General features: G+C 42.4%; 21 protein-coding genes, 2 tRNA genes and 2 rRNA genes. 4 read left to right on the top strand and 21 right to left on the bottom strand.

Annotated features, from left to right (window positions below):
* Positions 1–40: 40 nt before the first annotated feature.
* From BMZ22_RS16365 to fdhA, 7 genes are all read right to left on the bottom strand, one after another.
* A complete protein-coding gene (locus BMZ22_RS16365) occupies positions 41–1855 on the bottom strand; it encodes an IucA/IucC family protein (protein WP_143069998.1) in 1815 nt (604 codons plus the stop codon).
* Between the two features lie 17 nt (positions 1856–1872).
* Positions 1873–3177 (bottom strand): lysine N(6)-hydroxylase/L-ornithine N(5)-oxygenase family protein, encoded by a 1305-nt coding sequence (locus tag BMZ22_RS16360; RefSeq protein WP_090087658.1) that lies wholly within the window; start codon positions 3175–3177, stop codon positions 1873–1875.
* Positions 3161–3745: a GNAT family N-acetyltransferase gene (locus BMZ22_RS16355; protein ID WP_218144069.1), complete on the bottom strand. Its 585-nt coding sequence runs from the start codon at positions 3743–3745 to the stop codon at positions 3161–3163. The genes BMZ22_RS16360 and BMZ22_RS16355 overlap by 17 nt, the downstream gene beginning before the upstream one ends.
* On the bottom strand, positions 3720–5549 hold the full coding sequence (locus tag BMZ22_RS16350; RefSeq protein WP_090087654.1) for an IucA/IucC family protein: 1830 nt from the start codon (positions 5547–5549) through the stop codon (positions 3720–3722). The genes BMZ22_RS16355 and BMZ22_RS16350 overlap by 26 nt, the downstream gene beginning before the upstream one ends.
* Entirely contained in the window at positions 5546–7051 is a 1506-nt protein-coding gene (locus BMZ22_RS16345) for a pyridoxal phosphate-dependent decarboxylase family protein (RefSeq protein ID WP_090087651.1), read from the bottom strand. The genes BMZ22_RS16350 and BMZ22_RS16345 overlap by 4 nt, the downstream gene beginning before the upstream one ends.
* 530 nt (positions 7052–7581) lie before the next feature.
* Positions 7582–8004 (bottom strand): GlcG/HbpS family heme-binding protein, encoded by a 423-nt coding sequence (locus BMZ22_RS16340; protein ID WP_090087648.1) that lies wholly within the window; start codon positions 8002–8004, stop codon positions 7582–7584.
* A gap of 45 nt (positions 8005–8049) precedes the next feature.
* On the bottom strand, positions 8050–9261 hold the full coding sequence (gene fdhA, locus BMZ22_RS16335; protein WP_090087645.1) for a formaldehyde dehydrogenase, glutathione-independent: 1212 nt from the start codon (positions 9259–9261) through the stop codon (positions 8050–8052).
* Positions 9262–9429: 168 nt separating this feature from the next.
* Here fdhA and BMZ22_RS16330 point away from each other — a divergent pair, with 168 nt between their 5' ends.
* On the top strand, positions 9430–9801 hold the full coding sequence (locus BMZ22_RS16330) for a winged helix-turn-helix transcriptional regulator (RefSeq protein WP_090087642.1): 372 nt from the start codon (positions 9430–9432) through the stop codon (positions 9799–9801).
* A gap of 237 nt (positions 9802–10038) precedes the next feature.
* Here BMZ22_RS16330 and groL read toward each other — a convergent pair whose 3' ends face one another.
* Positions 10039–11670, bottom strand: a complete 1632-nt coding sequence (groL, locus tag BMZ22_RS16325; protein ID WP_090087640.1) for a chaperonin GroEL — start codon at positions 11668–11670, stop codon at positions 10039–10041.
* 51 nt (positions 11671–11721) lie between these two features.
* Positions 11722–12006 (bottom strand): co-chaperone GroES, encoded by a 285-nt coding sequence (groES, locus tag BMZ22_RS16320; protein ID WP_090087638.1) that lies wholly within the window; start codon positions 12004–12006, stop codon positions 11722–11724.
* A gap of 279 nt (positions 12007–12285) precedes the next feature.
* Here groES and BMZ22_RS16315 point away from each other — a divergent pair, with 279 nt between their 5' ends.
* Positions 12286–12999 (top strand): CPBP family intramembrane glutamic endopeptidase, encoded by a 714-nt coding sequence (locus BMZ22_RS16315; RefSeq protein ID WP_090087636.1) that lies wholly within the window; start codon positions 12286–12288, stop codon positions 12997–12999.
* Between the two features lie 6 nt (positions 13000–13005).
* Positions 13006–13209 (top strand): YdiK family protein, encoded by a 204-nt coding sequence (locus BMZ22_RS16310; protein ID WP_090087634.1) that lies wholly within the window; start codon positions 13006–13008, stop codon positions 13207–13209.
* 27 nt (positions 13210–13236) lie between these two features.
* Here BMZ22_RS16310 and BMZ22_RS16305 read toward each other — a convergent pair whose 3' ends face one another.
* The 3 genes from BMZ22_RS16305 to moaC all read right to left on the bottom strand — a co-directional run bounded on the left by BMZ22_RS16305 (position 13237) and on the right by moaC (position 15858).
* Positions 13237–14634 carry an MDR family MFS transporter gene (locus BMZ22_RS16305; protein ID WP_090087632.1) on the bottom strand — a complete coding sequence of 466 codons (1398 nt, stop codon included), beginning with the start codon at positions 14632–14634 and terminating at the stop codon, positions 13237–13239.
* Positions 14635–14729: 95 nt separating this feature from the next.
* Positions 14730–15362: a redox-sensing transcriptional repressor Rex gene (locus BMZ22_RS16300; protein ID WP_090087629.1), complete on the bottom strand. Its 633-nt coding sequence runs from the start codon at positions 15360–15362 to the stop codon at positions 14730–14732.
* The gene (moaC, locus tag BMZ22_RS16295; RefSeq protein WP_090087627.1) at positions 15349–15858 is read right to left on the bottom strand and encodes a cyclic pyranopterin monophosphate synthase MoaC; all 510 of its coding nucleotides are present in this window, start codon (positions 15856–15858) and stop codon (positions 15349–15351) included. The genes BMZ22_RS16300 and moaC overlap by 14 nt, the downstream gene beginning before the upstream one ends.
* 203 nt (positions 15859–16061) lie before the next feature.
* On the opposite strand from moaC, the gene BMZ22_RS16290 reads away from it, so the two are divergent.
* The gene (locus tag BMZ22_RS16290; RefSeq protein ID WP_090087624.1) at positions 16062–17978 is read left to right on the top strand and encodes an ABC-F family ATP-binding cassette domain-containing protein; all 1917 of its coding nucleotides are present in this window, start codon (positions 16062–16064) and stop codon (positions 17976–17978) included.
* Between the two features lie 249 nt (positions 17979–18227).
* On the opposite strand, the gene tsaD is transcribed toward BMZ22_RS16290, so the two are convergent.
* From tsaD to BMZ22_RS16245, 9 genes are all read right to left on the bottom strand, one after another.
* A complete protein-coding gene (gene tsaD, locus BMZ22_RS16285) occupies positions 18228–19238 on the bottom strand; it encodes a tRNA (adenosine(37)-N6)-threonylcarbamoyltransferase complex transferase subunit TsaD (protein WP_090087622.1) in 1011 nt (336 codons plus the stop codon).
* Positions 19235–19684 (bottom strand): ribosomal protein S18-alanine N-acetyltransferase, encoded by a 450-nt coding sequence (gene rimI / locus BMZ22_RS16280; protein ID WP_090087619.1) that lies wholly within the window; start codon positions 19682–19684, stop codon positions 19235–19237. The genes tsaD and rimI overlap by 4 nt, the downstream gene beginning before the upstream one ends.
* Positions 19677–20378: a tRNA (adenosine(37)-N6)-threonylcarbamoyltransferase complex dimerization subunit type 1 TsaB gene (gene tsaB / locus BMZ22_RS16275; RefSeq protein WP_090087616.1), complete on the bottom strand. Its 702-nt coding sequence runs from the start codon at positions 20376–20378 to the stop codon at positions 19677–19679. The genes rimI and tsaB overlap by 8 nt, the downstream gene beginning before the upstream one ends.
* A gap of 12 nt (positions 20379–20390) precedes the next feature.
* Positions 20391–20852 carry a tRNA (adenosine(37)-N6)-threonylcarbamoyltransferase complex ATPase subunit type 1 TsaE gene (tsaE, locus tag BMZ22_RS16270; protein WP_090087613.1) on the bottom strand — a complete coding sequence of 154 codons (462 nt, stop codon included), beginning with the start codon at positions 20850–20852 and terminating at the stop codon, positions 20391–20393.
* A gap of 4 nt (positions 20853–20856) precedes the next feature.
* Positions 20857–21831, bottom strand: coding sequence for a thiamine-phosphate kinase (gene thiL, locus BMZ22_RS16265; protein WP_090087610.1), 975 nt, complete (start codon positions 21829–21831; stop codon positions 20857–20859).
* A gap of 428 nt (positions 21832–22259) precedes the next feature.
* Positions 22260–22336 (bottom strand) — tRNA-Asp (locus BMZ22_RS16260).
* A gap of 145 nt (positions 22337–22481) precedes the next feature.
* Positions 22482–22558, bottom strand: a tRNA-Met gene (locus tag BMZ22_RS16255).
* 30 nt (positions 22559–22588) lie between these two features.
* Positions 22589–22704: ribosomal RNA gene (rrf, locus tag BMZ22_RS16250) — 5S ribosomal RNA — on the bottom strand.
* 208 nt (positions 22705–22912) lie between these two features.
* Positions 22913–23259 (bottom strand): 23S ribosomal RNA (locus tag BMZ22_RS16245); the annotation flags it as partial.

Raw genomic sequence — 23259 nt, 5'->3', positions numbered from 1 at the left:
CATAAAAATAGGCTGTCACACCAAACGTGACAGCCCTTTTTCACATTTTTATATGCCCCTTAGCTACTTCATAAAGAGGGTTTCGGACTTTACCGTATTCAGAAGCGTGTGGACGATCATCACCATTTTTATAACCATACGCCAACATACGATTGCGATTCAAGCACAGTTTAGTGAAGGTGGGGCGAAACATATCAAATAATTCAAACCGATCCTGCAAATGCGGAAATCGTTTCTGGTACCGTAGAATCGTTTCGCTAACAATTTCCCAAAAACGATATTCACTAAGATTAGCCTTTCGATCCAGAATATCGGCAAGATAACGATTATGACAAACAAACAGCCCTGTAAAGATGAATTGGCACAACCCCTCAGGCGCCTCACTGCGCAACACATTTTTCATATCTTTGGATAATTTATCTAAACCTGGGATTGATTGATCACTTATATTGACATCATCCACAAAATCCTTTACAGCTAATCGGTGAGGCCTATTGTCCTTCAGAATGAGAACTGTATTTTGACCATGCGGTGAGAAGACTGTGCCATACTGGTATAGAAAATGGAGGAGTGGTGGCAGAATAACCTCGAATAACTGCTCAACCCACTTCTCTACCGTTAAACCCGATTCCTTAATCAATTCCAAAATATAAGGCCTCTCATGTTGATCCTCGTACAGAAGAGCAGCTAGCGTAATAGGAGATTCATCATCATCTAAAAATTGATATATACTTTCACGCCAAATAACTCCGAGCATTTCCAAAAACTGATAAGGGGAAGCCTCCAGATTTACATAGTCAGGATGATTTACATTTACACTCGCTATTTCACCAGGTAGAACCACTTTACATTCATTACTTAGAAATGAATCGCCATCTCGGATCTCTTGAATAAATTGCGTAATTTCTGGTGCTAATACCGTTCGCTCACTGGGCAACCCCCGAAATACAAGGGTATTCAGAATACTGATTGGTACTTTGACATGATGTTTATTCTTATATTCCTGATTTATAAATGTACGAACCGATTGCTGCGGGAGGTACAAATCTTCTCCTGGCCCTAAGTATATGAGATTTTTAGTGGCTATTTCTTCTGCGTAGAAAGGTACAATCACCTCTTCCCATTGCCATAGATGGACCGGCATAAAGAAATAATCGGAAGCATGTACATCTTGATCCAGCAATACATCTTTAAATCTCTTATAGCACTCTTCCTCTAATTCCATTTTTAGAAGATCATCATGTGAAATCCCTGGGACTGAATGAAAAGTTGCAAAGGTTTTATGAACTGCAATCCAATGAAGCTTCGTCATTCTCTGTTGCTCCGGAGCATATTCAATATAATCCCGATAGGAAAAACCAATCCGCCCTTTATTGTAGGTGATCCACGGATGACCCTCCATTTCCGCTTCAATTTCAGAGTAGGCCATTCGAAGTAAGTCCTTTGCTGTTTTGTGCTCCTTTTTCTCAAGAATGTGAACATCTGCTAATAGCGTATGTTTATACTCTTTAATAAGATAAGCAATCGTTGACGGGTCCATCTTTAAAACCTTCTGAATATCATGTATAAATTGAATAGCATCGCCGGCTGCCTTCCATTCCGCACCATCCCAGCGTTCAATTGATGTTGGGTTTACATAAAGACTATCCATTAATCTTGACTGACCTGAAAAACGATAGTTAACATCCTTACTAATTGATAATAACCACTCCCCCGCTTGTTGTTCTTCCGGGAATATCATTTCTTCGTACGTAAATTCAGCAATCATTTTAGCCAATAATTTCTGATTTGCCTGCTTCCATCGATCTGATGTTAAGATTTGGCCTACCCGATTATTTAGAAAATCATTTTTCATATGTTTCATCCCCCTTGTTACACCTCGACTAACGATTTGGTAACTCCAAAATCCTGAAATATATTTTTGGAACGAATTTTATAAACTTCTCTTCCAGCGATTTGGTTAATAATAACAGCATTTCGATACGCCCCGAGCCCTAAATCAGGTGCCCCTACCCCATGTGTATGCATTTCTCCATTTTGAATAAATAATTTGCCATCACGTTCGGTGAACATCTTGAGATCGTATTGCTCGTTGACCTGAGGGCGAGCCCATTCATCAAACATCACATCCCCCAATAATCCCTGAAACGTTGATAAGGAAGGGGTCTTGTAACCTGTAGCAGCTACAACATAATCGGATTTAAATTCAAACGTTTCCTCTTGCTCCCATTGATTGGCTTTTAACACAAGTTTGCCGGCTTTTTCTAAAATATCTACGATTGACGTTTTAGACATCATACGAACATTCAACGGCGTTTGACCAATAGTCCGCTCATACAAAACTTGATAGATATCCGAGATCGTATCAGCACTGATTCCTTTATAAAGAAGATCTTGTTTTGATAACTGTTCACCCTTTTTGTGCTGAGACAACTGATAGAAATAATTCGTATAATCAGGTGAAAAATGCTCCAGACCAAGCTTTGAATATTCCATTGGAAAGAAGCCATCTGACCTTGTGTACCAACGCAGCTCGTATTGATGTTGCGTTTGTTCTTGAAGCAGTGTTAAAAATACTTCCGCTGCACTTTGACCAGACCCAACCACTGTAATAGTTGAGGCTGAAGTCAATTCCTCTTTTCGATAGGCAAACTCTGCTGAATGGAAGACGTTATTTGATGGCACCGTGCTCCAATTTGGGAGGTGTGGTTCACTTCCTATGCCAAACACAACATGTTTAGCATAAAAAAACGTCGTCTGTCCTTGAAGTTCAGCCTGTACAACATAAAGCCCCTTTTCGTCGGACCATGTTACATCCTTAACCTCCACGCCATACTGACAAGATGATAAGCGATTAGCTACCCATTGACAATAAGCGTTATATTCTTTTCTTGGAATATGAAAGTTTTCTAAAAAATAAAAATGATATAAGCGTCCAATATCATGTAAATACGCCAAAAAGCTAAATCGACTGCTTGGGCAGACCATCGTCACTAAATCTGCCAGAAAAGGAACCTGTAACGTGGTCCCTTCCAATAACAACCCAGGATGCCACTGAAAGGATGAATTCCTTTCTAATAATAGAGCATCCACCTCTTCTAAATCTTCTGTAAGAGCAGCCATCCCGAGGTTGAAAGGCCCAAGACCAACACCAATTACGTCATATGTCTTTTTCATCTGTTATACTCTCCCAACGTCGCTTAAATTCATTACGCTCACAGCTCATAAACTGTGCTTTTTTATCCGGTAATTGAAGCATTTTGATTGGTTGGAACCCACATTTCAAAAATATATGAATCATTTTGTCATTTCGGTAGTCAGGCTCCGAAACGATACGTTTTGTATTGTTGTCGGTAAACAAATAATCCGAAATAACGCGTAACATCGGTAAAGCATACCCTTTTCCCAGGTACTCCGGTTTTCCGATTAATAGATGCACGCCTTGATCATATGGATCAGTTTCATAATAGTCTCCCAGAACATCGTCCTGAACCCAATATGTTTCCCAGTAACTCATAGGGTCGCCATCAATCTCACCAATCCAAAGCCTTTGGTGAGTATCCTCCAATAGCTTACAAAGAAGTTGTTTGTACTTAGGAAAACGCATATTTTGTTGCCAAAAAGGGATAACATGTGACTTTTGATGCCAGCTGTGCAGTCGTTCAACATCTCTTTCAAATTCAACTGGTCGAAAAGAAATCGTTTGATTAAATGCACGATTAAACACTTGTGGATATTGGTTCATATTTACTCCCTTCTTTTCCATATAACGGGTTTGCAATTGAAACATAAACTGATTGACTCTCCATTGCACCAACGAGCTCATCCATATCGTGTAATCTCGTTAATAAATTGGCTTTGGATGGAAAGCTTTGCTCCTGTAATAAGCTCTCGAGTAATCCTGAAGGGTGATTCTCTTCAACTTCGACAGCTAAAAGATAGTCACGTAATACTTTAATCAACCTGCTCTCATCAATTAAGCCGGCTGTACCAAAAGCATTGATTAGGCCAAATAAATGATTAACAAAAAAATAATAACGAAGGCGCTCATCGGCGACCTCATCAGCACAAACAGTGTCACTTTTTTGATTAAACCCCGGGATAAGTTTTTCCAGGTAGTGCTTGTTCGAATTAACGAAATAATAGCCCTGGTTATCTCGGTAATAAAATTCAGAAGGGTATCCATCTTTTAACCGAACAACGCTATTTTGTTGATGGGCCTCTAAAGCAATGCCTTTTTTAAAATACAGCCACATAATAGGAGAAAATGAAATATCCAGATAACGTCTGAACCATTTCTCACTTACGAATCCCTTCGTAGCGTTCTCTTGTTTCGCAAGATTTGTAATAATCATCGACAACCTCGATTTATTTTCATCAATTGAACCCTGACCGAGAGCGACTATAGGTGTTACTTGCTCAGCACGATCCCCCATAAATGGATTATCTCTCAGAATGACTTCAAAGCCTGTTTCCTTCATACCATCCAGTTGCAACGTAATAAACGCCGGGTCTGAAATAATAGAAAAGTTGGGGTATTTCTCATTCAACTCGCTGCCAATTTCACTATTGATAATGCGGTTTACTTCTAATCCACGTTCAAGCTCTTTCCATAGATTCGCACGAACTGAGTTAGTGACCTTGATATTTAGCGAAAACTTGCACATAAACGAGACATCCGGATGATAGAGTGTGCGAATCGATGACGTTGGGTAGAATGACCTTCCAGTTTGTCCCAGATCTTCGATGATTCCTTCCTTTTTGAGATTAGCTATATGCTTTTTCCCATTTATAAAAGAAGCTTGCCATGGATGAAGGGGTAGTAGCGCATAGTCATCCATCTGAGCGTACTTGTTTTTAAAGTCATTTGTTATCTCGGGATCCTCTCGTACCATTTGCTTTAATAAATTCACCGTTGATTTATCAAGCATTGAATCCTGGTAGATGTAACTATTATGGATACGATAATAATGTAATGGAAAGGCACCTTTCATCTCCGGTGAATACGTAACCATTTCCTCTTCAGAAAAACCTTGCCTACTTTTGGGAGTTGGATGAAGAAGATGGCCGTAAATAAGAGACTGCTCTGCTTCCAAAAAAGTAAAGTCTGGGGCAGATAAGTGTGCTTTGTCTTCCCATCTCTCCTTAATAAACTGCTCCATAATCTGCTCGCTTTGGATAACACGCAATAGTAGTTCATCTGTTCGATAATTGGAACCCGAGTGGATGAGAGACAGTTCTTTAGTGGTAAAATGAACAAGTGAAATATAATCGAGTTCAATCGGCTCTTGATAAGCAATCTGATAAAAGGCAAAATTAATAAATAAATGTCTGCCCGTTTCTGACCAATATGATAGTGGTACATAAAGATGAATTTGCTGGTTCTTTAAATAACAATGAAGCCAATAACCGCTATGACTTTCTTTATATACCTGGGAAAGTTCAGTGGCATGCTTCACATCACCGAAACCCGTTTCTCTTAAAAAGCAATTCAAATAGCTCTGAAGTGTGGCATGTTCTGCCATCCGTTTGAACGTGGCTGAATTCATACGAGTAATCCCTCCTGTTGCTCTAAAAGGTTGAATGCAATACATTTCAACTCTTGTAATAATGTCTCTATATCATCAATAGTGGTGTTTGGGTTGAGTAAAGTTAGTTTTAAATAAGCTTTACCATTTACTTTCGTTCTTGCTATTACCGCTTTTCCTGTTCGCAGCAATTCATCATGTATTTTCATGTTAATCTCATCGATCCCCTTATCATCCACTTGTGCATGGGAGAATCGGAAAACAATAGCATTTAATTCAGGCTCGTGCTCAATCTGAATATAAGGGTCTTCTACTAACAACTGTGCTACTTGCCTTGCTAAATCAATCGTTGTATCGACCATGGATCCCAACCTATTTACTCCAAGCGATTGCAGTGATAAAAATAACTTCAAAGCATCAAAGCGCCGGGTTGTTTGAACAGATTTACCTACTAGATTTGGAATACCCTCCGCTTCATCCTCTTCCGGGTTCAGATAATCTGCGTTTAGCTTAAGGTGTTGAAAATTCTTTTGATCTTTTAACAAGAATACCCCACTACTAATAGGCTGATAAAATTGCTTATGAAAATCGATCGTAATCGAGTCAGCTTCCTGAATGCCGTCGATTTTCCCTTTATACATTTCACTTAACTGAACGGCGCCTCCGTATGCAGCATCCACATGGAACCATAGTCCATATTCATGTGCCAGTTCTGCCATTTGAGGAAGCGGATCGATACTGCCAAAGTCTGTCGTACCGGCGGTCGCAAATAAAGCAAAGGGGAGCATGTCTTTCTGAAACAGGCCATCCAATTTTTGTTCCAGTTCTGTGATGGAAAGTCTGTAGTTCTCATCGGTAGAAATTGAGACGACAGATTGTTCCCCCAGCCCTAAAAAAGCTGCGGATTGCTGGACGGTAAAATGCGCTTCTTCCGAGCATAAAATCCGCAATCGATGACTTTCCGGATGCATCCCCTTTTGACGTGGATTCCAATTCCATAGTCGTTCACTTATATGTTCTCTTGCCAATAAAAGCCCCATGTAATTTGATTGTGTGCCGCCTGTTGTGAATACACCATCTCCATTAGGCAATTGATAAAGGTCACACAACCAACTCACCACCTCCTGCTCCACAATAGTAGCTGCACCACTCTGATCCCATGAATCCAATGATTGATTCATTCCTGCAATAAGAACCTCTGCAGCCATAGCAGGAATAAGGGGCGGACACTGGAGATGGGCAACACATGCCGGATGATGGACATGAACGGCATTTTGTAAAATTGATTCCCCTATATGTTTAAATAAAGTTTCTGTGTTCTGTCCTTTTTCAGGACCCATATCTATAAAATTTGTCATTAGCTGTGCTCTTACCTGACTAGGTGTGTTACCAGAAAAACTACTCTTCCCTGTGGCGAAATAGGTTTCAAGCGTTTCAGCAGCTTGATTCATAAAATCATAATATTGTTCTAAGCTCTGATTAGAATCCCCTAAAAACCATTTTTCGTATAGACGTTCGCTCATTTTTACACCCCACCTTTACATATTTTGTACCGATCTCGCGGGACACGGATCAATCAAAAATTTTACACACACGCTGTAATTACTTTTCGATTAGAGGTGCGGAAAAGCCAACAACACCAAAGTTTTTAAGTGTACCCATATAATTTTATTTGGCTTAAAACAGGGGCCTTTTACCGCTTTATAAATGATAATGATTATCATTTTCACTATTTACACACATCCTATTGATAATGATTCTCATTGTCAATAAGTACTTGCACATTTGGTAAAATAGAACTGTTTCACAGCCCCTACTTGATAGTTCAATATAGATAGAAAGACATCTTCTATTATTTTTTTACTACTCGTTTTGTGATAATGTTAGCGAGAAATCTGAATATAAGTTATTTCCTCCGTAAGACAAAAAAAGCCTCTCAAAAATTCAGCGAATTAATGAGAGGCCTTTATTAATCATGATCTAACATTTATCCAGAGAATGTGGTCGAAAAGTGGTCAATCCACTCAAGACGTTATTTTCTCATTCAGTTAAATCAAATATTAATAGAAACATTTTCAAATTCTTTAACAGCCGCTTCTGCAACTTGAACATCATGAGGTACTGTACTTCCGCTCACTCCTACAGCGCCTACTACTTTACCCTCTTTAAGAAGTGGAATCCCTCCGCCAAATACTACAATACGTCCATCATTCGTCGTATTTAGACCATAAAGTTCAGCCTTAGGAACTGTCGCCTCAGCCAAATTGGATGTTGGCATCTTCAAAGCCACCGACGTCCAGGCTTTATTTTTAGCAATATCGATACTTGCCAGCCAAGCGTCATCCATTCGATGTGTGGCAACAAGGTTTCCACCGTCATCCAAGACAGTTATCACCATGGAAACTCCTATATCTGCTGCTTCTTTTTCTGCTGCTGAAATAACCTTTGTGGCTAAATCCAATGTTAATTTACTCATAATTTTACCCCTCCACTTTTAATTAATTTATAAATAAGTTTACTATTACAACATGCCATGAGGATCAATAACAAATTTTTTTGCGACGCCACTATCAAATTCCTGATATCCTTGTGGCGCTTTATCTAAAGAAATAACAGTAGCATTTACGGCTTCTGCGATATTCGCTTTACCGTGTAAAATAGAATTCATTAATGCACGATGATATTTCATTACGGGAGTTTGGCCGGTTACAAAAGTATGGGCTTTTGCCCAACCTAACCCGAAACGAATGCTAAGGGAGCCTTTTTTGGCAGCATCATCGATGGCCCCCGGATCTTCCGTTACATACAGACCTGGAATCCCTAATTGTCCAGCCGCCCGGGTCACCTCCATAATAGAGTTCAAAACGGTCGCCGGAGCTTCAGTTGCTTCCTGCCCGTGCCCGGAAGCTTCAAATCCAACGGCATCAATGGCACAATCTACTTCAGGCACCCCAAGAATTTGTTCAATTTGTTCTCCTAAGTCATCATGAACTCGCAAATTCACTGTTTCACAACCAAAACTTCTGGCTTGTTCCAGCCGTTCTTGAATTAAATCACCAACGATAACAACAGAAGCGCCTAACAGCTGAGCTGAGTGTGCGGCTGCTAGTCCAACCGGTCCTGCCCCCGCTACATATACGGTAGAACCCGGTTTAACGCCGGCACTATACGCTCCGTGGAAGCCAGTTGGGAAGATATCAGACAGCATCGTCAGATCAAGAATTTTTTCCATTGCACGATCCTTATCCGGGAACTTAAGTAGTTGAAAATCAGCATAAGGTACCATGACATACTCGGATTGACCACCGACCCAGCCTCCCATGTCGACGTATCCATAAGCTGAACCAGGGCGATCGGGATTAACATTTAAACAGACGTGGGTGTTTTGTTCACGGCATTGGTGACAGCGTCCACAGGCAATGTTAAAGGGGACAGAAACCATATCACCTTTTTTAATAAACTCTACATCACGCCCTGTTTCAATTACTTCTCCAGTGATTTCATGCCCAAGAATTAAACCTTCCGGGGCTGTAGTGCGTCCCCGAACCATATGTTGGTCGCTCCCGCAGATATTTGTCGTGATTACTTTCAAAATCACGCCATGTTCACATTTCCGCCCAACATTAAGAGGGTTGACACCAGGCCCATCCCGTAAAATAAGTTCAGGAAAATCAGTGTCTTTAACCTCCACTTTTCCAGCACCAGCATAAGCAACCGCACGATTACCAGACATTTACACGCCTCCTATGAATTTAATCTTTAAGTTTCCTTACTTTCATTAGGTAATACCCAATAAAACTCTTGCTATCTCTATACTACTTAATCTTTTTAATTTTTAAAATATCGCACTTTAATGTAATATAGTTACCTATACAATACCTTTGATGGGAGAGATGGACAATTGCAAGAAAATTTGAGACAAGAGACCTTAAAAAAAGTAAAAAACGGGAAATTTAATTGTGAAAAAGAATTGACACTCTCCGTTATCAGTGGAAAATGGAAAATTACTATGATTTATCATCTGGGAAAAGACGGCATCATGAGATTTAGTGAGTTAAAAAAGTTATTTCCTAAAATAACTCACAAAGTTTTAACGACTCAGCTGCGAGAACTTGAAGAAGATGGAATTGTAAAACGACAAGTCTTTCCTGAAGTGCCACCAAAAGTTGAATATTCGTTAACAGAGCTAGGGTCCAGTTTAATGCCCATAATTGACAGTATGTATTTTTGGGGAAAGGAGAATATGAAGCACTTTATGAATAAAGATAATTGAGGTCGAGCGGGAAGAATGGTTGGAGTTTGAGAACCAGTACTTAAGAAAAGTTCTCCAAGAAGGTGGAAATGTACGGAGATGACGAAATAAGAATTCTGGTTACCTATACTCAATTAAAAAGCCTCTCAAATTTTACTTTGAGAGGCTTTTAAAATTCAGTGAGGATTTTAAACCCGGTCAAAATCCAGCCAGATTATTTTCAAACCCTGCTATATCAAGAATGGAGGGGGAGATGATTTACATCATGCCGCCCATTCCGCCCATGCCACCCATGTCAGGTGCTCCGCCGCCGTCACTTTCTTCAGGGATGTCAGCGACGACTGCTTCGGTTGTCAGGAACATTGCTGCAACAGAAGCGGCATTTTGCAATGCTGAACGGGTAACTTTTGTCGGGTCGACGATACCGGCGTCAACCATGTTGACCCATTCGCCGTTTGCTGCGTTAAAGCCGATCCCGACCTCTTCACCTTTCAGGCGCTCAACAACGATCGAGCCTTCCAGGCCGGAGTTGTGTGCAATCTGACGGATTGGCTCTTCAAGTGCACGCAGTACAATGTTGGCACCTGTTGCTTCATCACCGGTCAGGTCGAGTGCGCCAACTTTAGCCAGTGCGTTGATATATGCTGTTCCACCGCCAGAAACAAGTCCTTCTTCAACGGCAGCACGTGTTGAGTTCAGCGCGTCTTCAATACGAAGCTTACGTTCTTTCAATTCGGTTTCAGTAGCTGCACCGACTTTGATGACCGCTACGCCGCCTGCCATTTTTGCAAGGCGTTCCTGCAGTTTTTCTTTATCAAACTCAGACGTTGTTTCTTCAGCTTGTGCACGAACCTGGGAAACACGCTGGGAGATAGCTTCAGTGTCGCCGGCACCTTCAACAATGGTGGTATTGTCTTTTGTGACAACGATTTTATTGGCGCGGCCAAGCTGATCCATTGTTGCATTCTTCAACTCAAGCCCAAGATCTTCTGTAATGACTTCAGCGCCGGTCATTGTTGCAATGTCTTCAAGCATTGCTTTACGGCGGTCACCAAATCCAGGTGCTTTAACAGCTACGGCGTTGAATGTGCCGCGCAGTTTGTTAACAACAAGTGTTGCAAGTGCTTCGCCTTCAACATCTTCCGCAATAATCAGGATAGGTTTGCCTTGCTGAACAACTTGTTCGAGTACAGGCAGTACTTCCTGGATGTTGCCGATTTTCTTGTCCGTAATCAGAACATACGGATCTTCCAATTCAGCTTCCATTTTATCCTGATCCGTTACCATATATGGCGATGCATACCCGCGGTCGAATTGCATCCCTTCAACGACTTCAAGTTCCGTGTTGAAACCTTTTGATTCTTCGATGGTAATAACCCCGTCATTACCAACGCGTTCCATCGCTTCAGCAATCAGATGACCGACTTGATCATCATCGGAGGAAATTGCTGCAACCTGGGAAATAGATTCTTTGCCTTCAATTGGCTCAGAAATGCCTTTCAATTCGTTGACGGTTACTTCAACAGCTTGTTCGATCCCACGGCGTACACCAACCGGGTTAGCGCCGGATGCCACGTTTTTCAGACCTTCACGAATCATCGCCTGCGCAAGAACAGTTGCGGTCGTTGTACCGTCACCGGCAACCTCGTTTGTTTTGGATGCTACTTCGGATACGAGCTGGGCGCCCATGTTTTCAAATTTATCTTCAAGTTCGATTTCTTTGGCAATGGTCACACCATCGTTCGTGATAAGTGGTGAGCCGAATTTTTTATCCAACACAACATTACGGCCTTTTGGTCCCAATGTTACTTTAACAGCATCTGCAAGTGTGTCTACCCCACGCAGCATGGCGCGGCGGCCTTCTTCACTAAATTTAAGTTCTTTAGCCATTCAAAACGCCTCCTTAAAATTTCTTATATGTTCTGACAATGAAGCTGTAAATCAGTTGACTACAGCTAAAATGTCGCTTTCACGCAGAATTAAGTATTCTTTGCCGGAATAATTTACTTCAGTTCCGGCAAATTTAGAATAAATGACACGATCTCCTTCGTTAACCTCAAGCGCAATTTTTTCGCCATTGTCTGCAGTGCGACCGGATCCTACTGCAACAACACTGCCTTCCTGCGGTTTTTCCTGTGCTGAATCCGGAAGAACGATACCGCTCGCTGTTGTCTCTTCTTGCTCAACAAGTTCGATTACAACACGATCTCCAAGTGGTTTAATCATGCCGACAGCCTCCTTAATTCCTTTTTCATGTATTTAGTAAACTTTGTTAGCACTCTAATGCGGCGAGTGCTAATTCCAATTAATATAATAAATAATTCAGGCTAAAAATGCAAGTATTTATCATAGATTATTTTTAATTTATACCAATACAGGTGACACAGCGCGTTCTAACTATAATGCCTGTATAAATTATGATAAAATGGGTATTGGTATTTTACTTAAAATAGGTTACAACACATATACTGACTATTAATAGAAGCCTAAAGGAGTCGTTTTATTTTGCCAAGACGTTACTGGTACGTGATTTTAACATATATTATTATGCAATTTTCAGGTTTTGTTTTTGCACCATTGCTTTATTTTCTGACCCCGTTCGGCCTTACTGACATAACAATTTATTGGTCGATGTTCAGTTTTGTGGCTGCGCTGTTCGTCGTTTTATGGCTCATGCGGCCGGATATGAAAAGCGAGCCGCAGCGGAATGCCTCCGGAGCCGGTGAAATGATTATCTGGTCCATTGCCGGTCTTTTTATGGCGTATGCCGCCAATTATCTTGCAACGTTTATTGAAACAGAATTGTTTGGCATATCGATTGGATCGGAAAACACAGAAATGATTATGGACATTACCCGGACAGTGCCGGCTTTTATGATTGTTACGGCCATCATTGCACCGATACTGGAAGAAATCATTTTCCGTAAAATTATTTTCGGTCAGCTTTACAAACGATGGAACTTTTTTATCTCGGCACTTCTTTCATCCCTGGTTTTCGGGATCATTCATGGGGAACCTGAACATATACTAATCTATTCCGGAATCGGATTTGTATTTGCATTTCTTTATGTGAAAACGAAACGCATTATTGTACCCATCATTGTGCATATGGCCATGAACTCCATTTCAGTCATTGTGCAATTAGCATTGGATCAAGAAGATATCGAAAAGATGATGGAGCAAATGGAACAAATGCAGATGATTTTAATTGGAGGCTAATATTTTATGCGATTTTCACCACTCACAATGGGCATCCTCTACTTTTTGGTCGGTATATTATTCATCTATATAGCGGTCTTGAGTGCAGACGAGACGATGTGGAATTTTATTACCATTCTGCTCGCCTTTTTTGCTACACTTGATTTTGGGGTCAGTATTCGCATGTTTATTATCCACTTCAAAATTAAAAAGAATAACAAAAAGAAGTAGTACTGTCGTGTACTGCTTCTTTTTGTTTCAATTAACTGCTTCACTTTTGTGGGGAGATTTCATGATAAACGAAACAGGGATCATGACGAGGATAAAAACACCTGCAATCATAAACGCCTCGTTTAAGGACTGGAGTGACGCTGCCTGTCCTTCAAGTGACGTTAATTGGGCACGCCGTACTTCATAATAAATCGAGAAGAAAACAATACCAAAGGATGAGAAAATTTGCCGGATGACATTATTCATAGCTGACCCCTGTGCTACCTGGTTTTCCGGTATTGTATTCATGCCCGCCGTGGTTGCAGGCATATTGCACATTCCAAGTCCCGCGCTGCGCAAAGCATGTAACACAAGCAGCGTCCAGAACGATGTTGACATGGTATTAAACCCAAGCGCCAGCGTAAATCCGCCAAGCAATAACAGCCCGACCGGCACAACGTATCGCGGTCCTTTTAAATCGAGCAATTTCCCGCCGAGTGTCATAAACACCCCGCTGATCAAAGCTGCCGGCAAAAACAACAGCCCTGTCTGAATTTCGCTCATGCCATACACTTCCTGGATAAGCAGCGGCAACAAAAATATACCTGAGAACAGACCGATTGAGGCAGTCGCAGTGACAGCAATCGAAGCAGAGTATGTCGGGATTTTAAACATTGAAAGATCCAGCAACGGGGATTCCTGCTGCACTTCATATTTTACGAATATACTAATCAGGACAACACCTAAGGCAACACAGCCCAGACTGATCGGCGACAGCAGCAGTTCAAGCGTCGAACCACGGCCAAGGGCATACAGGATTAATCCTACTCCGGTTGTTATCATCAGAAACCCCGGCAGGTCGAATTTTAAATCCGGTTTTGTTTCAGTCGGCTTCAAATAGCGCAAACAAAACAAAATACCGGTCACTGCAAACGGGAGATTAAACAAAAACAAAAACGGCCAAGTGAAATATTCAATGACGACCCCGCCGACGGTCGGCCCCAGTGCCGGTGCCACCATGGCAGCCACACCATATATACCAACAGCAAGCCCGCGCTGATCCTTTGGAAAAGCATTGAAAATAAGCGCCATGGCAATCGGCATCATTAAGCCACCCGCGATACCCTGAACGGCACGGGAAACGATGATCATTCCCAAAGTCGGCGATAAGGCGCCCATAAGGGAACCGGTAATAAAAATAAATAAGCCTGTTATGTAGATTCGCTTTTTGCCGAACCGGTCGCCCAAATAACCGGTAAGCGGCATGGTCATCCCCATGGAAACCATGAAAATCGTTAACAGCCAGCTGACTGCAACGGCATCAGTATTAAACAATTCCATAAATGTCGGAAGTGTAGGGTTCAGCATGCTATTATTTAAGATTACTGTAAATGTTCCGAATAAAACGGACATGACAACAAGCCATTTGGCTTTAATTTTCCCCATATTCATCCCCCCGGATTATCAATCACATCTCTCAGACTCACATACCCTGAGAATGACAGAGAAAACACCGATGCAGAAGATTTTTTGCTCCGAATTTAAGCCTTCAGCGGATAATGTTTTAAAAAGTAAACCAATGACTGCAGTTCAATGGCCAAATCAATGTGATGCACGCGAATATCGGATGGCACGGTAATTCTGGACGGTGTAAAATTAAGAATTCCAGAGATGCCAAAATCAGCCAGTCGGTTCGTCATCGCTTGTGCTTCACTCACCGGGACCGTCAGAATAGCAACCGATACACCTTCCATTTTTTCTTCAAGCTGGTCAATATGATGGACCGGTACACCGCCAATATCTGTACCGACTTTGGAAGAATCTGCATCAAACGCCATGACAATTTTGGTATTATTATTTTTTAAAAAATTATAGTGCAAAAATGCTGTCCCGAGATTACCTACGCCGATTAAGGCTACTTCGGTCAGTTCATCCTGATCAAGCGTTTTCCGGAAAAATCCGAGCAAATACTCGACATTATAGCCATACCCTTTTCTGCCCAGTGCCCCAAAATAAGAAAAATCCCTTCTTATTGTAGCCGAGTCAACTTTGAGTGCCTCACTCAATTCTCTGGATGACACGCGGTTTTTGCCTTGATTGCTTAAATTATTCAGATACCGGTAATATAATGGCAGCCGCTTTGCAGTTGCTTGCGGTATTTTATTCTGCTCCACTGTCAGTCCTCCCTGATGCTCGTTTGTATTCACCCGATTTGCCGCCGGTCTTGGACACTAGGTACGTCTGACCGATCACCATGCCTTTATCGAGCGCTTTACACATATCATAAACTGTCAGTGCTGTTGCTGAAGCCGCTGTCAGTGCTTCCATTTCCACGCCTGTTGAGCCTTTTGTCTTAACCGATGCTTCGATTTGCAGTGTATATTGGTCGTTTTCGGTGTCCCATTCAAATGTAATGTCCGTTCCTTTAAGCTGTAACGGATGGCACATCGGAATCCATTGCGATGTATTTTTAGCAGCCATAATACCTGCTACTTGGGCAACAGCCAGTACATCCCCTTTTTTCATTGTGCCTGCTGTGATATTATCGTAAATCGCTTTGGTTACTTGAATACTCGTCACGGCAGAAGCTGTCCGCTCCGTTTCTTTTTTATCGCTTATATCAACCATGCGGGCTCGCCCTTGCTCATTGAAATGTGTGAAATCAGACATTTTTTCAACTCCATCTGTAGATATCTTAAACCTATTTTATCAAAAGTCTATCAATAAGTCGTGATTCTCTTCACAAATTCACAATATGATTGCTCTTTCAAATCATAGTACGGTACACTTGTTAATGTATGTTCATAGAACTTGCCAAATTAGAAGCAAGAAGGCTGATGCAGTTGCCTTTTTTGTAATGAGGTGAAAAAACCATGATATTAATGCAGCTTAACAATCTATCCAAATCATTCGGTGCTGAAGAAATTTTATCGAATATAAAACTTGAAATAAAAGAAAATGACCGCATTGCTATCGTCGGGCGAAACGGTTCCGGCAAATCAACCCTTCTTAAAATTATGGCTGACGAAATGCCGTATGATTCAGGCGAGATTTTTAAACCAAAAGGGCTTTCCATCGGTTATTTGACCCAGCATAGCAGTCTCGAATCAGAGAAATCAATTTGGGACGAAATGATGGAAGTATTTGATCATTTGCTGGCTCAGCAGGAAGAACTCCGGACGCTTGAAGAAAAGATGAAGCAGGCCGCTTCGCTTTCCGGCGCGGAATATGACCAGTTGCTTCTTGATTACGACCGAAAACAGCAGGCATTCGATGCAGCCGGGGGCTACCGGTATGAAGCCGATATAAAAGCTGTTCTGACCGGTTTGAACTTTCAGGATTATGATTATACTACCCCGATTAATGAATTAAGCGGCGGCCAAAAAACGCGTCTTTCGCTTGGCAAATTATTATTAAAAAAGCCTGAATTACTGATTTTGGACGAGCCGACAAACCATTTGGACATCGACACCATGGCCTGGCTGGAAAATTACTTGACGAGCTACCCCGGTGCTGTCCTGATTGTTTCACACGACCGTTATTTTCTCGATAAAACGGTGTCAATTGTTTATGAAATAAGCCGGCACCACTCCAAAAAATATAATGGGAACTACAGCTATTATTTAAAACAGCGTGCCCTGGATTATGAACAGGAATTGAAAGAATACGAAAAACAGCAGACGGAAATTAAACAAATGGAGGAGTTCATTCAGCGCAATATCGCCCGTGCTTCTACGTCAAAACGTGCCCAAAGCCGGCGGAAGCAACTCGCTAAAATGAAGAAACTGGATGCACCAAAAGGCGATGAAAAATCAGCAAACTTCTCCTTCAAAATAAACCGGGCAAGCGGGAACGATGTCCTGAAAATTGATAATCTGGCTTTTCAATACGAAAATGATGACCCGGTGTTTTCCAATGTTACGTTGCATGTAAACCGCGGTGAGCGGATTGCACTCGTCGGTCCAAATGGGGTCGGCAAATCCACGTTGTTAAAGGCGATTCTTGGCAGATTAAATCCAAGTGAAGGCATAATCAAAATCGGCACAAACGTTCAAATCGGCTATTACGATCAGGAACAAGAAATGTTGTCTTCATCCAAAATGGTATTGGATGAATTATGGGACCTGTATCCTGAAACTGACGAAAAAGACATTCGCACCGTATTGGGGAATTTTTTATTCACAGGCGAGGACGTCCTTAAAACGGTTCATTCGCTCAGCGGCGGTGAAAAAGCGCGTCTTTCCCTTTCAAAGCTGATGATGGAAAAGGCTAATTTGCTTGTTCTTGACGAGCCGACCAACCATCTGGATATCGACAGCAAAGAGGTTCTGGAAGCTGCTTTGATGGATTTTTCCGGAACAATTATTTTCGTCTCCCACGACCGCTATTTCATTAATAAAATCGCCGATAAAGTCGTTGAAATGCAGCAGGACGGCGCCACGGTCTATTTGGGCGACTATGATTATTATACCGAGAAAAAACAAGAAGAAATCGAGATTAAAAAATTGCAGCAATCGACAGAGACAGTCAATACCGAGGACCACCAGAAAACTAAGTTCCGTGAAGACAAGCAACTGCAGCGCGAGCAGCGGAAAAAAGAACGTCGTATTAACGAACTCGAAGAAACGATTGAACAGAAGGAAACAGAACTGGCAGCTCTGGAACAAAAAATGGCTGAGCCCGAAGTTTATGAAGATCATGAAAAATCGCTTGAACTGACTAAAAAAGCAAGCGACTTAAAACTAGAAATCGAGCAGCTGATGGAAGAGTGGACATCCCTGCAGGAATAATGAATGCAGCCTCGTTAATTTGAAGCGAGGCTGTTTTTTGGTTATTAATCAAACGTTTGATTAATAAAAGCGTGAATCATCCCCAAACATATGCACATGTTAACAAGGATTTGACGGGTTCGCACCTCACTTATACACATTATCCACAGAAAATCACCGGGTTATCCACAATTTTAATCCACATTTAAAAAAGGAGTAAACCAGCCCTTAAAAAAATTATCCACACGCTTGTGGATAAACGTGTGGATATTATTTCATCAGTAATGACGGATTGGCGTTGAGATCCCAACCGGACCGTTTTCCCTGCTCATAGGCAACAAATCCGGCTGCGGCAATCATCGCTGCATTGTCTGTACACAAGTTAAGCGGCGGAATGAGCAACGGAATCAGTGTATCATTGAATTTAGCTTCCAATCCGGCGCGCAAACCTTGATTAGCCGCAACTCCACCGGCCACAATAACTTGCTTAACGTTATAGTGCTCTGCGGCTTTATAAGTTTTGGCAGTCAATACGTCCACAACACTTGCCTGGAAACTGGCGGCTACATCTTCCTTGTTTAATGTTTCACCGCGTTGTGCGGCATTGTGAATCGTGTTGACGACCGATGATTTTAAACCGCTGAAACTAAAGTCATAGCTATTTTCTTCAAGCCAAGCTCTGGGAAAATTAATCGTCTCATTGCCTTCAGACGCCAGCTGATCAATCTGCGGTCCACCAGGATATGGCAATCCAAGCACCCGAGCAACCTTGTCATAAGCTTCACCTGCAGCATCATCCCGTGTCTCGCCAATCAAGTCATACGAGCCGTGACCATCCATCAGGACGAGTTCCGTATGACCGCCTGAGACAATCAACGCCAACAGTGGAAACTCAAACTCACGTTCAAAACGATTTGCGTAAATATGACCGGCAATATGGTGAACACCGATTAATGGTTTTTGTTTGGCAAACGCAAGTCCTTTAGCAGCATTAACACCAATCAGCAAAGCTCCGACAAGGCCGGGACCTTCTGTTACCGCGATCGCTTCTATATCATCCCATAAAATTTTCGCTTTTTGAAATGCTTCCTCAATCACAACGGTAATTTGCTCGACATGATGCCGCGACGCGATTTCTGGAACAACCCCGCCAAACCGTTTATGGCTGTCGATTTGTGAAGCCACCGTATTGGAGACAATTTCTGTTCCATTTTTCACAATCGCGACGGCCGTTTCGTCGCAGCTTGTCTCAATTCCGAGGATATAAACATCTTTATTCATGCTAATTTCACCCACATAACAATGGCATCTTCCTGGTTATCCGTATAATAATTTTTACGGATGCCTCCCGGAATAAGCCCAAATTTTCGATACATGCGCTGGGCAACCGTATTAGAAACACGAACTTCCAGCGAAAGTCTTTTGGCACCAAGTTTCATCGCCGCCTCCAGCGTATAGAAAAAAAGCGTTTCACCTAGTTTTTTACCCCGATAAGCAGGCTTGATTGCAACATTGGTAATTTGCGCATCATCAATCACGTGCCACATACCGGAGTAGCCGACGACTTTCTGATCTAGAAGAATAACATAATAATGCGCGTATTGATTATCTGTCAGTTCGTGCAGTATAACATCCCGCGGCCACGGAGCGGTGAAAGATTCTGTTTCGACGGCCATGACGTCATCAATGTCACTCAGCTCCATCTTCCTTACCACGACCTCAGCCATCGTTTTTAGCTGCCTTTTTCAGCCAGTTCGCTTCCGCCTCAGCCAGACGCAAGTAATTCGGAGTCAATGTATGGGCGCTGTCACCGGGCTTATCCTTACCTGCATACGCCAAGTGCGCGGGTGATGCCAAATGAAATGGTCCTTGATCGATTATCGCCCGGCTGCCCAAATAAGCCTTGATCATCGCTTTATGTATGTCGATATCCGGGCTTAAAAACAATACATGACGATTTGTTTCAGCAATTTCTTTCAGCCAGTCTTCCATTAAAATGTTTTGTTCTTCGCGGATTGATTCCGGCTCCCCTTCCCTAATTTCGTATAAGCCGGTATAGACAAGACCTCGCCGCGCGTCAAAAAACGGGCAAATATACGAATTATAGAAACGTCCCTGCCAGGCGAGAGCCTGGAGACTTGAAACCCCGACAACCGGTATATTAAGCGCCCATGCCATTGACTTGGCTGTCGTCAGGCCGATCCGCACACCGGTATACGAACCGGGTCCTTTCGCCACAACTATTTTATCCAAGTCCATTGGTGTCATACCAACTTCATCCATCAATTGTGTAATTGCCGGCATAAGCCGGACCGAATGATTCTTTTTTAAATTTGTTATAACCTCACCAATTAACTGGCCGTCTTTCAGCACCGCAACACCCAGTGCCTGATTTGATGTGTCCATCGCAAGTATATTCATCCCAGCGGCTCCTTACATATAACCAGCTACATCATGTGCAACCGATTCGTAGTGTTCACCTATTGGCTGAAAATCCAATAAACGTGTTTGTTCATCGATGTATGATATATTAACTGCTAAGTACTCAGCGGGAAGGTATCTTTCAATAAAATGGGCCCATTCCACGACACAGATGCCATCCCCGTTAAAATACTCTTCAAAACCGATATCTTCTTCAGAATCCTCCAACCGGTATACATCCATGTGATAAAGCGGCATCTCACCCTGATATTCTTTAATCATTGTGAATGTCGGGCTGTTAACGGTTCGTTTGACGCCAAGCCCATTAGCCAGCCCCTTTGTAAACGTTGTTTTACCGGCACCAAGATCGCCTTCCAATGTCACGACGTCCCCCGGCTTAAGCAGCAGCGCCAGCCTCTCTGCTATGTTCCGTGTTTCTATTTCCGAATGTGTCTTAATTTGATTTTTTTTCATTATGTCACCCGCTTCGGTGGGTATAACCCTTTTTTTGCAATGGTTGTGTGCGATTGTCCCGAGCTCTCAGCCATACACGGTACTTACCGTCGTTATCACTTTTGGCATAGCCGATCGGTGTGATTGGTGTGTTTGTTTCAGCAGCTATAGCCTTCAACGTTTCCCACTCATTTTTTGCCACCGTTCCCACTAATTCAAAGTCCTCCCCGCCGTAGAGTTTCCAATTATGCTGCTGCTCAGTACTAAACTGATAAAAGTTCGGACTTACAGGCAGCTTATCTTCATAAATGGTTAGGCTTACCCGGGAAGCTTCGGCAATTTCATGTGCCTCACTTGCAATACCGTCACTGATATCGTTCAATGCAACACGGGAAAGACGCTCAAGTTTACTTGCAAAGTCAGCTCGCATATCAGGGGTCCGGTGTCTTCTTTGATAAAACATTTTATCTTTATAATCGCCAGGGTTATTAAGTATGTGAAACCCAGCTGCAGAATCGCCAAGCGTTCCCGTTACAAAGACAATATCGTTGTTTTCTGCTGTGCTCCTGTACCTTGCCTTTTCCCGATTGACATAACCGACCACCGTTATAGAAATTGTCAGCTCATTTCCTGATACCGTATCACCACCGATCAAATCCATCCGGTAGTCTGCAGCAAGTTCCGCCATCCCTTGATATACCTCGGTTAATTCCTCATTGCTCCAAGAGCCCGGTATAACAATTGACACAAGATAAAATGCCGGCACAGCTCCCATCGCACTAAGATCGCTAATATTAGCTGCAAGAGCTCGATAACCTATATGGGAAGGATGCATGGTTGACCTCGAAAAATGGACATCCTCAACAAACGTATCAATCGCCGTCACAATATCCCGGGTCGTCTGCCGAAATACGGCGGCATCATCTCCTACGCCTTTTATAATCGAGGGTTGTTTATAGCTGTTCTGTTTAATTGCATCAATAAATTCAAATTCATCCATAATATACCACCATTTGAGTTTCAGTTATTTTAATGATAGCAAATACAGCACAAAAATGAAATTTATCGAGCATAAAGTGAAACTTCACTTTGATTGTTAGTTAAACAGAATCGGACATTTACCGGCACTGGTCTTTCGTTTTTTGGAAGATAACTGCCAGTTACATTACGGGAAAAACATGGGAAAGCAAACTTTAACGATGAAAATTGTGAACTTCAGCGAAAAGTGTGTCTATTTGAGCGAAAATCGTGTGAACTTAAGCCGATTTTGTGACAGCTTAAGCGAAAATAGTTCACGCTTGAGCCAATCAGCCTGGTAACTCTTACAAAAAGCCATTGTACAATAATAAAACCGTTCCCTTTATAATGGAAACGGTCGGCTAATTTATGTATGCTGTAAAAAAATTCATTAAAAGCCATATTTTAAAATGGCGGTCCGGACGGGACTCGAACCCGCGACCTCCTGCGTGACAGGCAGGCATTCTAACCAACTGAACTACCGGACCAGCTGGCAAATCTTTTACGTACGATTTCCAATTAACATCGAAGTTTATTCGAGGTAGTGAATTGAAATAATTTGGTTGCACTCAGGAGTACTACTGATATTCAACTTACTTAGATGTGAGCTCAACGTAGATAGTTGAATTATTTTGGTTGCGGGGGCAAGATTCGAACTTGCGACCTTCGGGTTATGAGCCCGACGAGCTACCAGACTGCTCCACCCCGCGATATGAGAAAGTATTAAGTTAATAGTGAAAGCCTGGCGGCGTCCTACTCTTGCAGGGGTTAGACCCCAACTACCATCGGCGCTGGAGAGCTTAACTGCTGTGTTCGGCATGGGAACAGGTGTGACCTCTCCGCTATCGCTACCAGACCTGCACGATGTCGGTTATCCGGTATTGTTCACAGGGTGTGAACGGAATTAACCGAACTCCCTTTTGTCATATGCTGTTGATTGATTGTCCGTTTTGACGGACAAGAATCATTATAGGCATTTTTGATGAAAAATGCAAGGGTTTTTGAAAAATTTGTACCCTGAAAACTAAATAAGAGCGTTAGTCGACATTCAACGTGGTTGTTGGTTAGTTAAGTCCTCGATCGATTAGTATCCGTCAGCTCCACGTGTCGCCACGCTTCCACCTCGGACCTATCAACCTCATCGTCTCTGAGGGATCTTACTCACTTAACGTGATGGGAAGTTTCATCTTGAGGGGGGCTTCATGCTTAGATGCTTTCAGCACTTATCCTTGCCACACGTAGCTACCCAGCTGTGCTCCTGGCGGAACAACTGGTACACCAGCGGTGTGTCCATCCCGGTCCTCTCGTACTAAGGACAGCGCCTCTCAGACTTCCTGCGCCCACGACGGATAGGGACCGAACTGTCTCACGACGTTCTGAACCCAGCTCGCGTACCGCTTTAATGGGCGAA

Origin of the sequence: Lentibacillus persicus, from assembly GCF_900112705.1 — a bacterium.
Taxonomy (GTDB): domain Bacteria; phylum Bacillota; class Bacilli; order Bacillales; family Amphibacillaceae; genus Lentibacillus; species Lentibacillus persicus.
This window is presented reverse-complemented; position numbering and strand designations above follow the sequence as displayed.

What these genes read in the sequence shown, in the direction of transcription:
- BMZ22_RS16360 (WP_090087658.1), bottom strand. Translation starts at nt 3,177, where the DNA reads ATGAAAAAGACATATGACGTAATTGGTGTTGGTCTTGGGCCTTTCAAC.
- BMZ22_RS16310 (WP_090087634.1), top strand. Translation starts at nt 13,006, where the DNA reads ATGCGATTTTCACCACTCACAATGGGCATCCTCTACTTTTTGGTCGGT.
- BMZ22_RS16290 (WP_090087624.1), top strand. Translation starts at nt 16,062, where the DNA reads ATGATATTAATGCAGCTTAACAATCTATCCAAATCATTCGGTGCTGAA.
- BMZ22_RS16340 (WP_090087648.1), bottom strand. Translation starts at nt 8,004, where the DNA reads ATGAGTAAATTAACATTGGATTTAGCCACAAAGGTTATTTCAGCAGCA.
- BMZ22_RS16355 (WP_218144069.1), bottom strand. Translation starts at nt 3,745, where the DNA reads ATGAACCAATATCCACAAGTGTTTAATCGTGCATTTAATCAAACGATT.
- fdhA (WP_090087645.1), bottom strand. Translation starts at nt 9,261, where the DNA reads ATGTCTGGTAATCGTGCGGTTGCTTATGCTGGTGCTGGAAAAGTGGAG.
- BMZ22_RS16350 (WP_090087654.1), bottom strand. Translation starts at nt 5,549, where the DNA reads ATGAATTCAGCCACGTTCAAACGGATGGCAGAACATGCCACACTTCAG.
- BMZ22_RS16305 (WP_090087632.1), bottom strand. Translation starts at nt 14,634, where the DNA reads ATGGGGAAAATTAAAGCCAAATGGCTTGTTGTCATGTCCGTTTTATTC.
- tsaE (WP_090087613.1), bottom strand. Translation starts at nt 20,852, where the DNA reads ATGAAAAAAAATCAAATTAAGACACATTCGGAAATAGAAACACGGAAC.
- BMZ22_RS16345 (WP_090087651.1), bottom strand. Translation starts at nt 7,051, where the DNA reads ATGAGCGAACGTCTATACGAAAAATGGTTTTTAGGGGATTCTAATCAG.
- groL (WP_090087640.1), bottom strand. Translation starts at nt 11,670, where the DNA reads ATGGCTAAAGAACTTAAATTTAGTGAAGAAGGCCGCCGCGCCATGCTG.
- BMZ22_RS16365 (WP_143069998.1), bottom strand. Translation starts at nt 1,855, where the DNA reads ATGAAAAATGATTTTCTAAATAATCGGGTAGGCCAAATCTTAACATCA.
- thiL (WP_090087610.1), bottom strand. Translation starts at nt 21,831, where the DNA reads ATGGATGAATTTGAATTTATTGATGCAATTAAACAGAACAGCTATAAA.
- moaC (WP_090087627.1), bottom strand. Translation starts at nt 15,858, where the DNA reads ATGTCTGATTTCACACATTTCAATGAGCAAGGGCGAGCCCGCATGGTT.
- groES (WP_090087638.1), bottom strand. Translation starts at nt 12,006, where the DNA reads ATGATTAAACCACTTGGAGATCGTGTTGTAATCGAACTTGTTGAGCAA.
- tsaB (WP_090087616.1), bottom strand. Translation starts at nt 20,378, where the DNA reads ATGAATATACTTGCGATGGACACATCAAATCAGGCACTGGGTGTTGCG.
- rimI (WP_090087619.1), bottom strand. Translation starts at nt 19,684, where the DNA reads ATGGCTGAGGTCGTGGTAAGGAAGATGGAGCTGAGTGACATTGATGAC.
- tsaD (WP_090087622.1), bottom strand. Translation starts at nt 19,238, where the DNA reads ATGAATAAAGATGTTTATATCCTCGGAATTGAGACAAGCTGCGACGAA.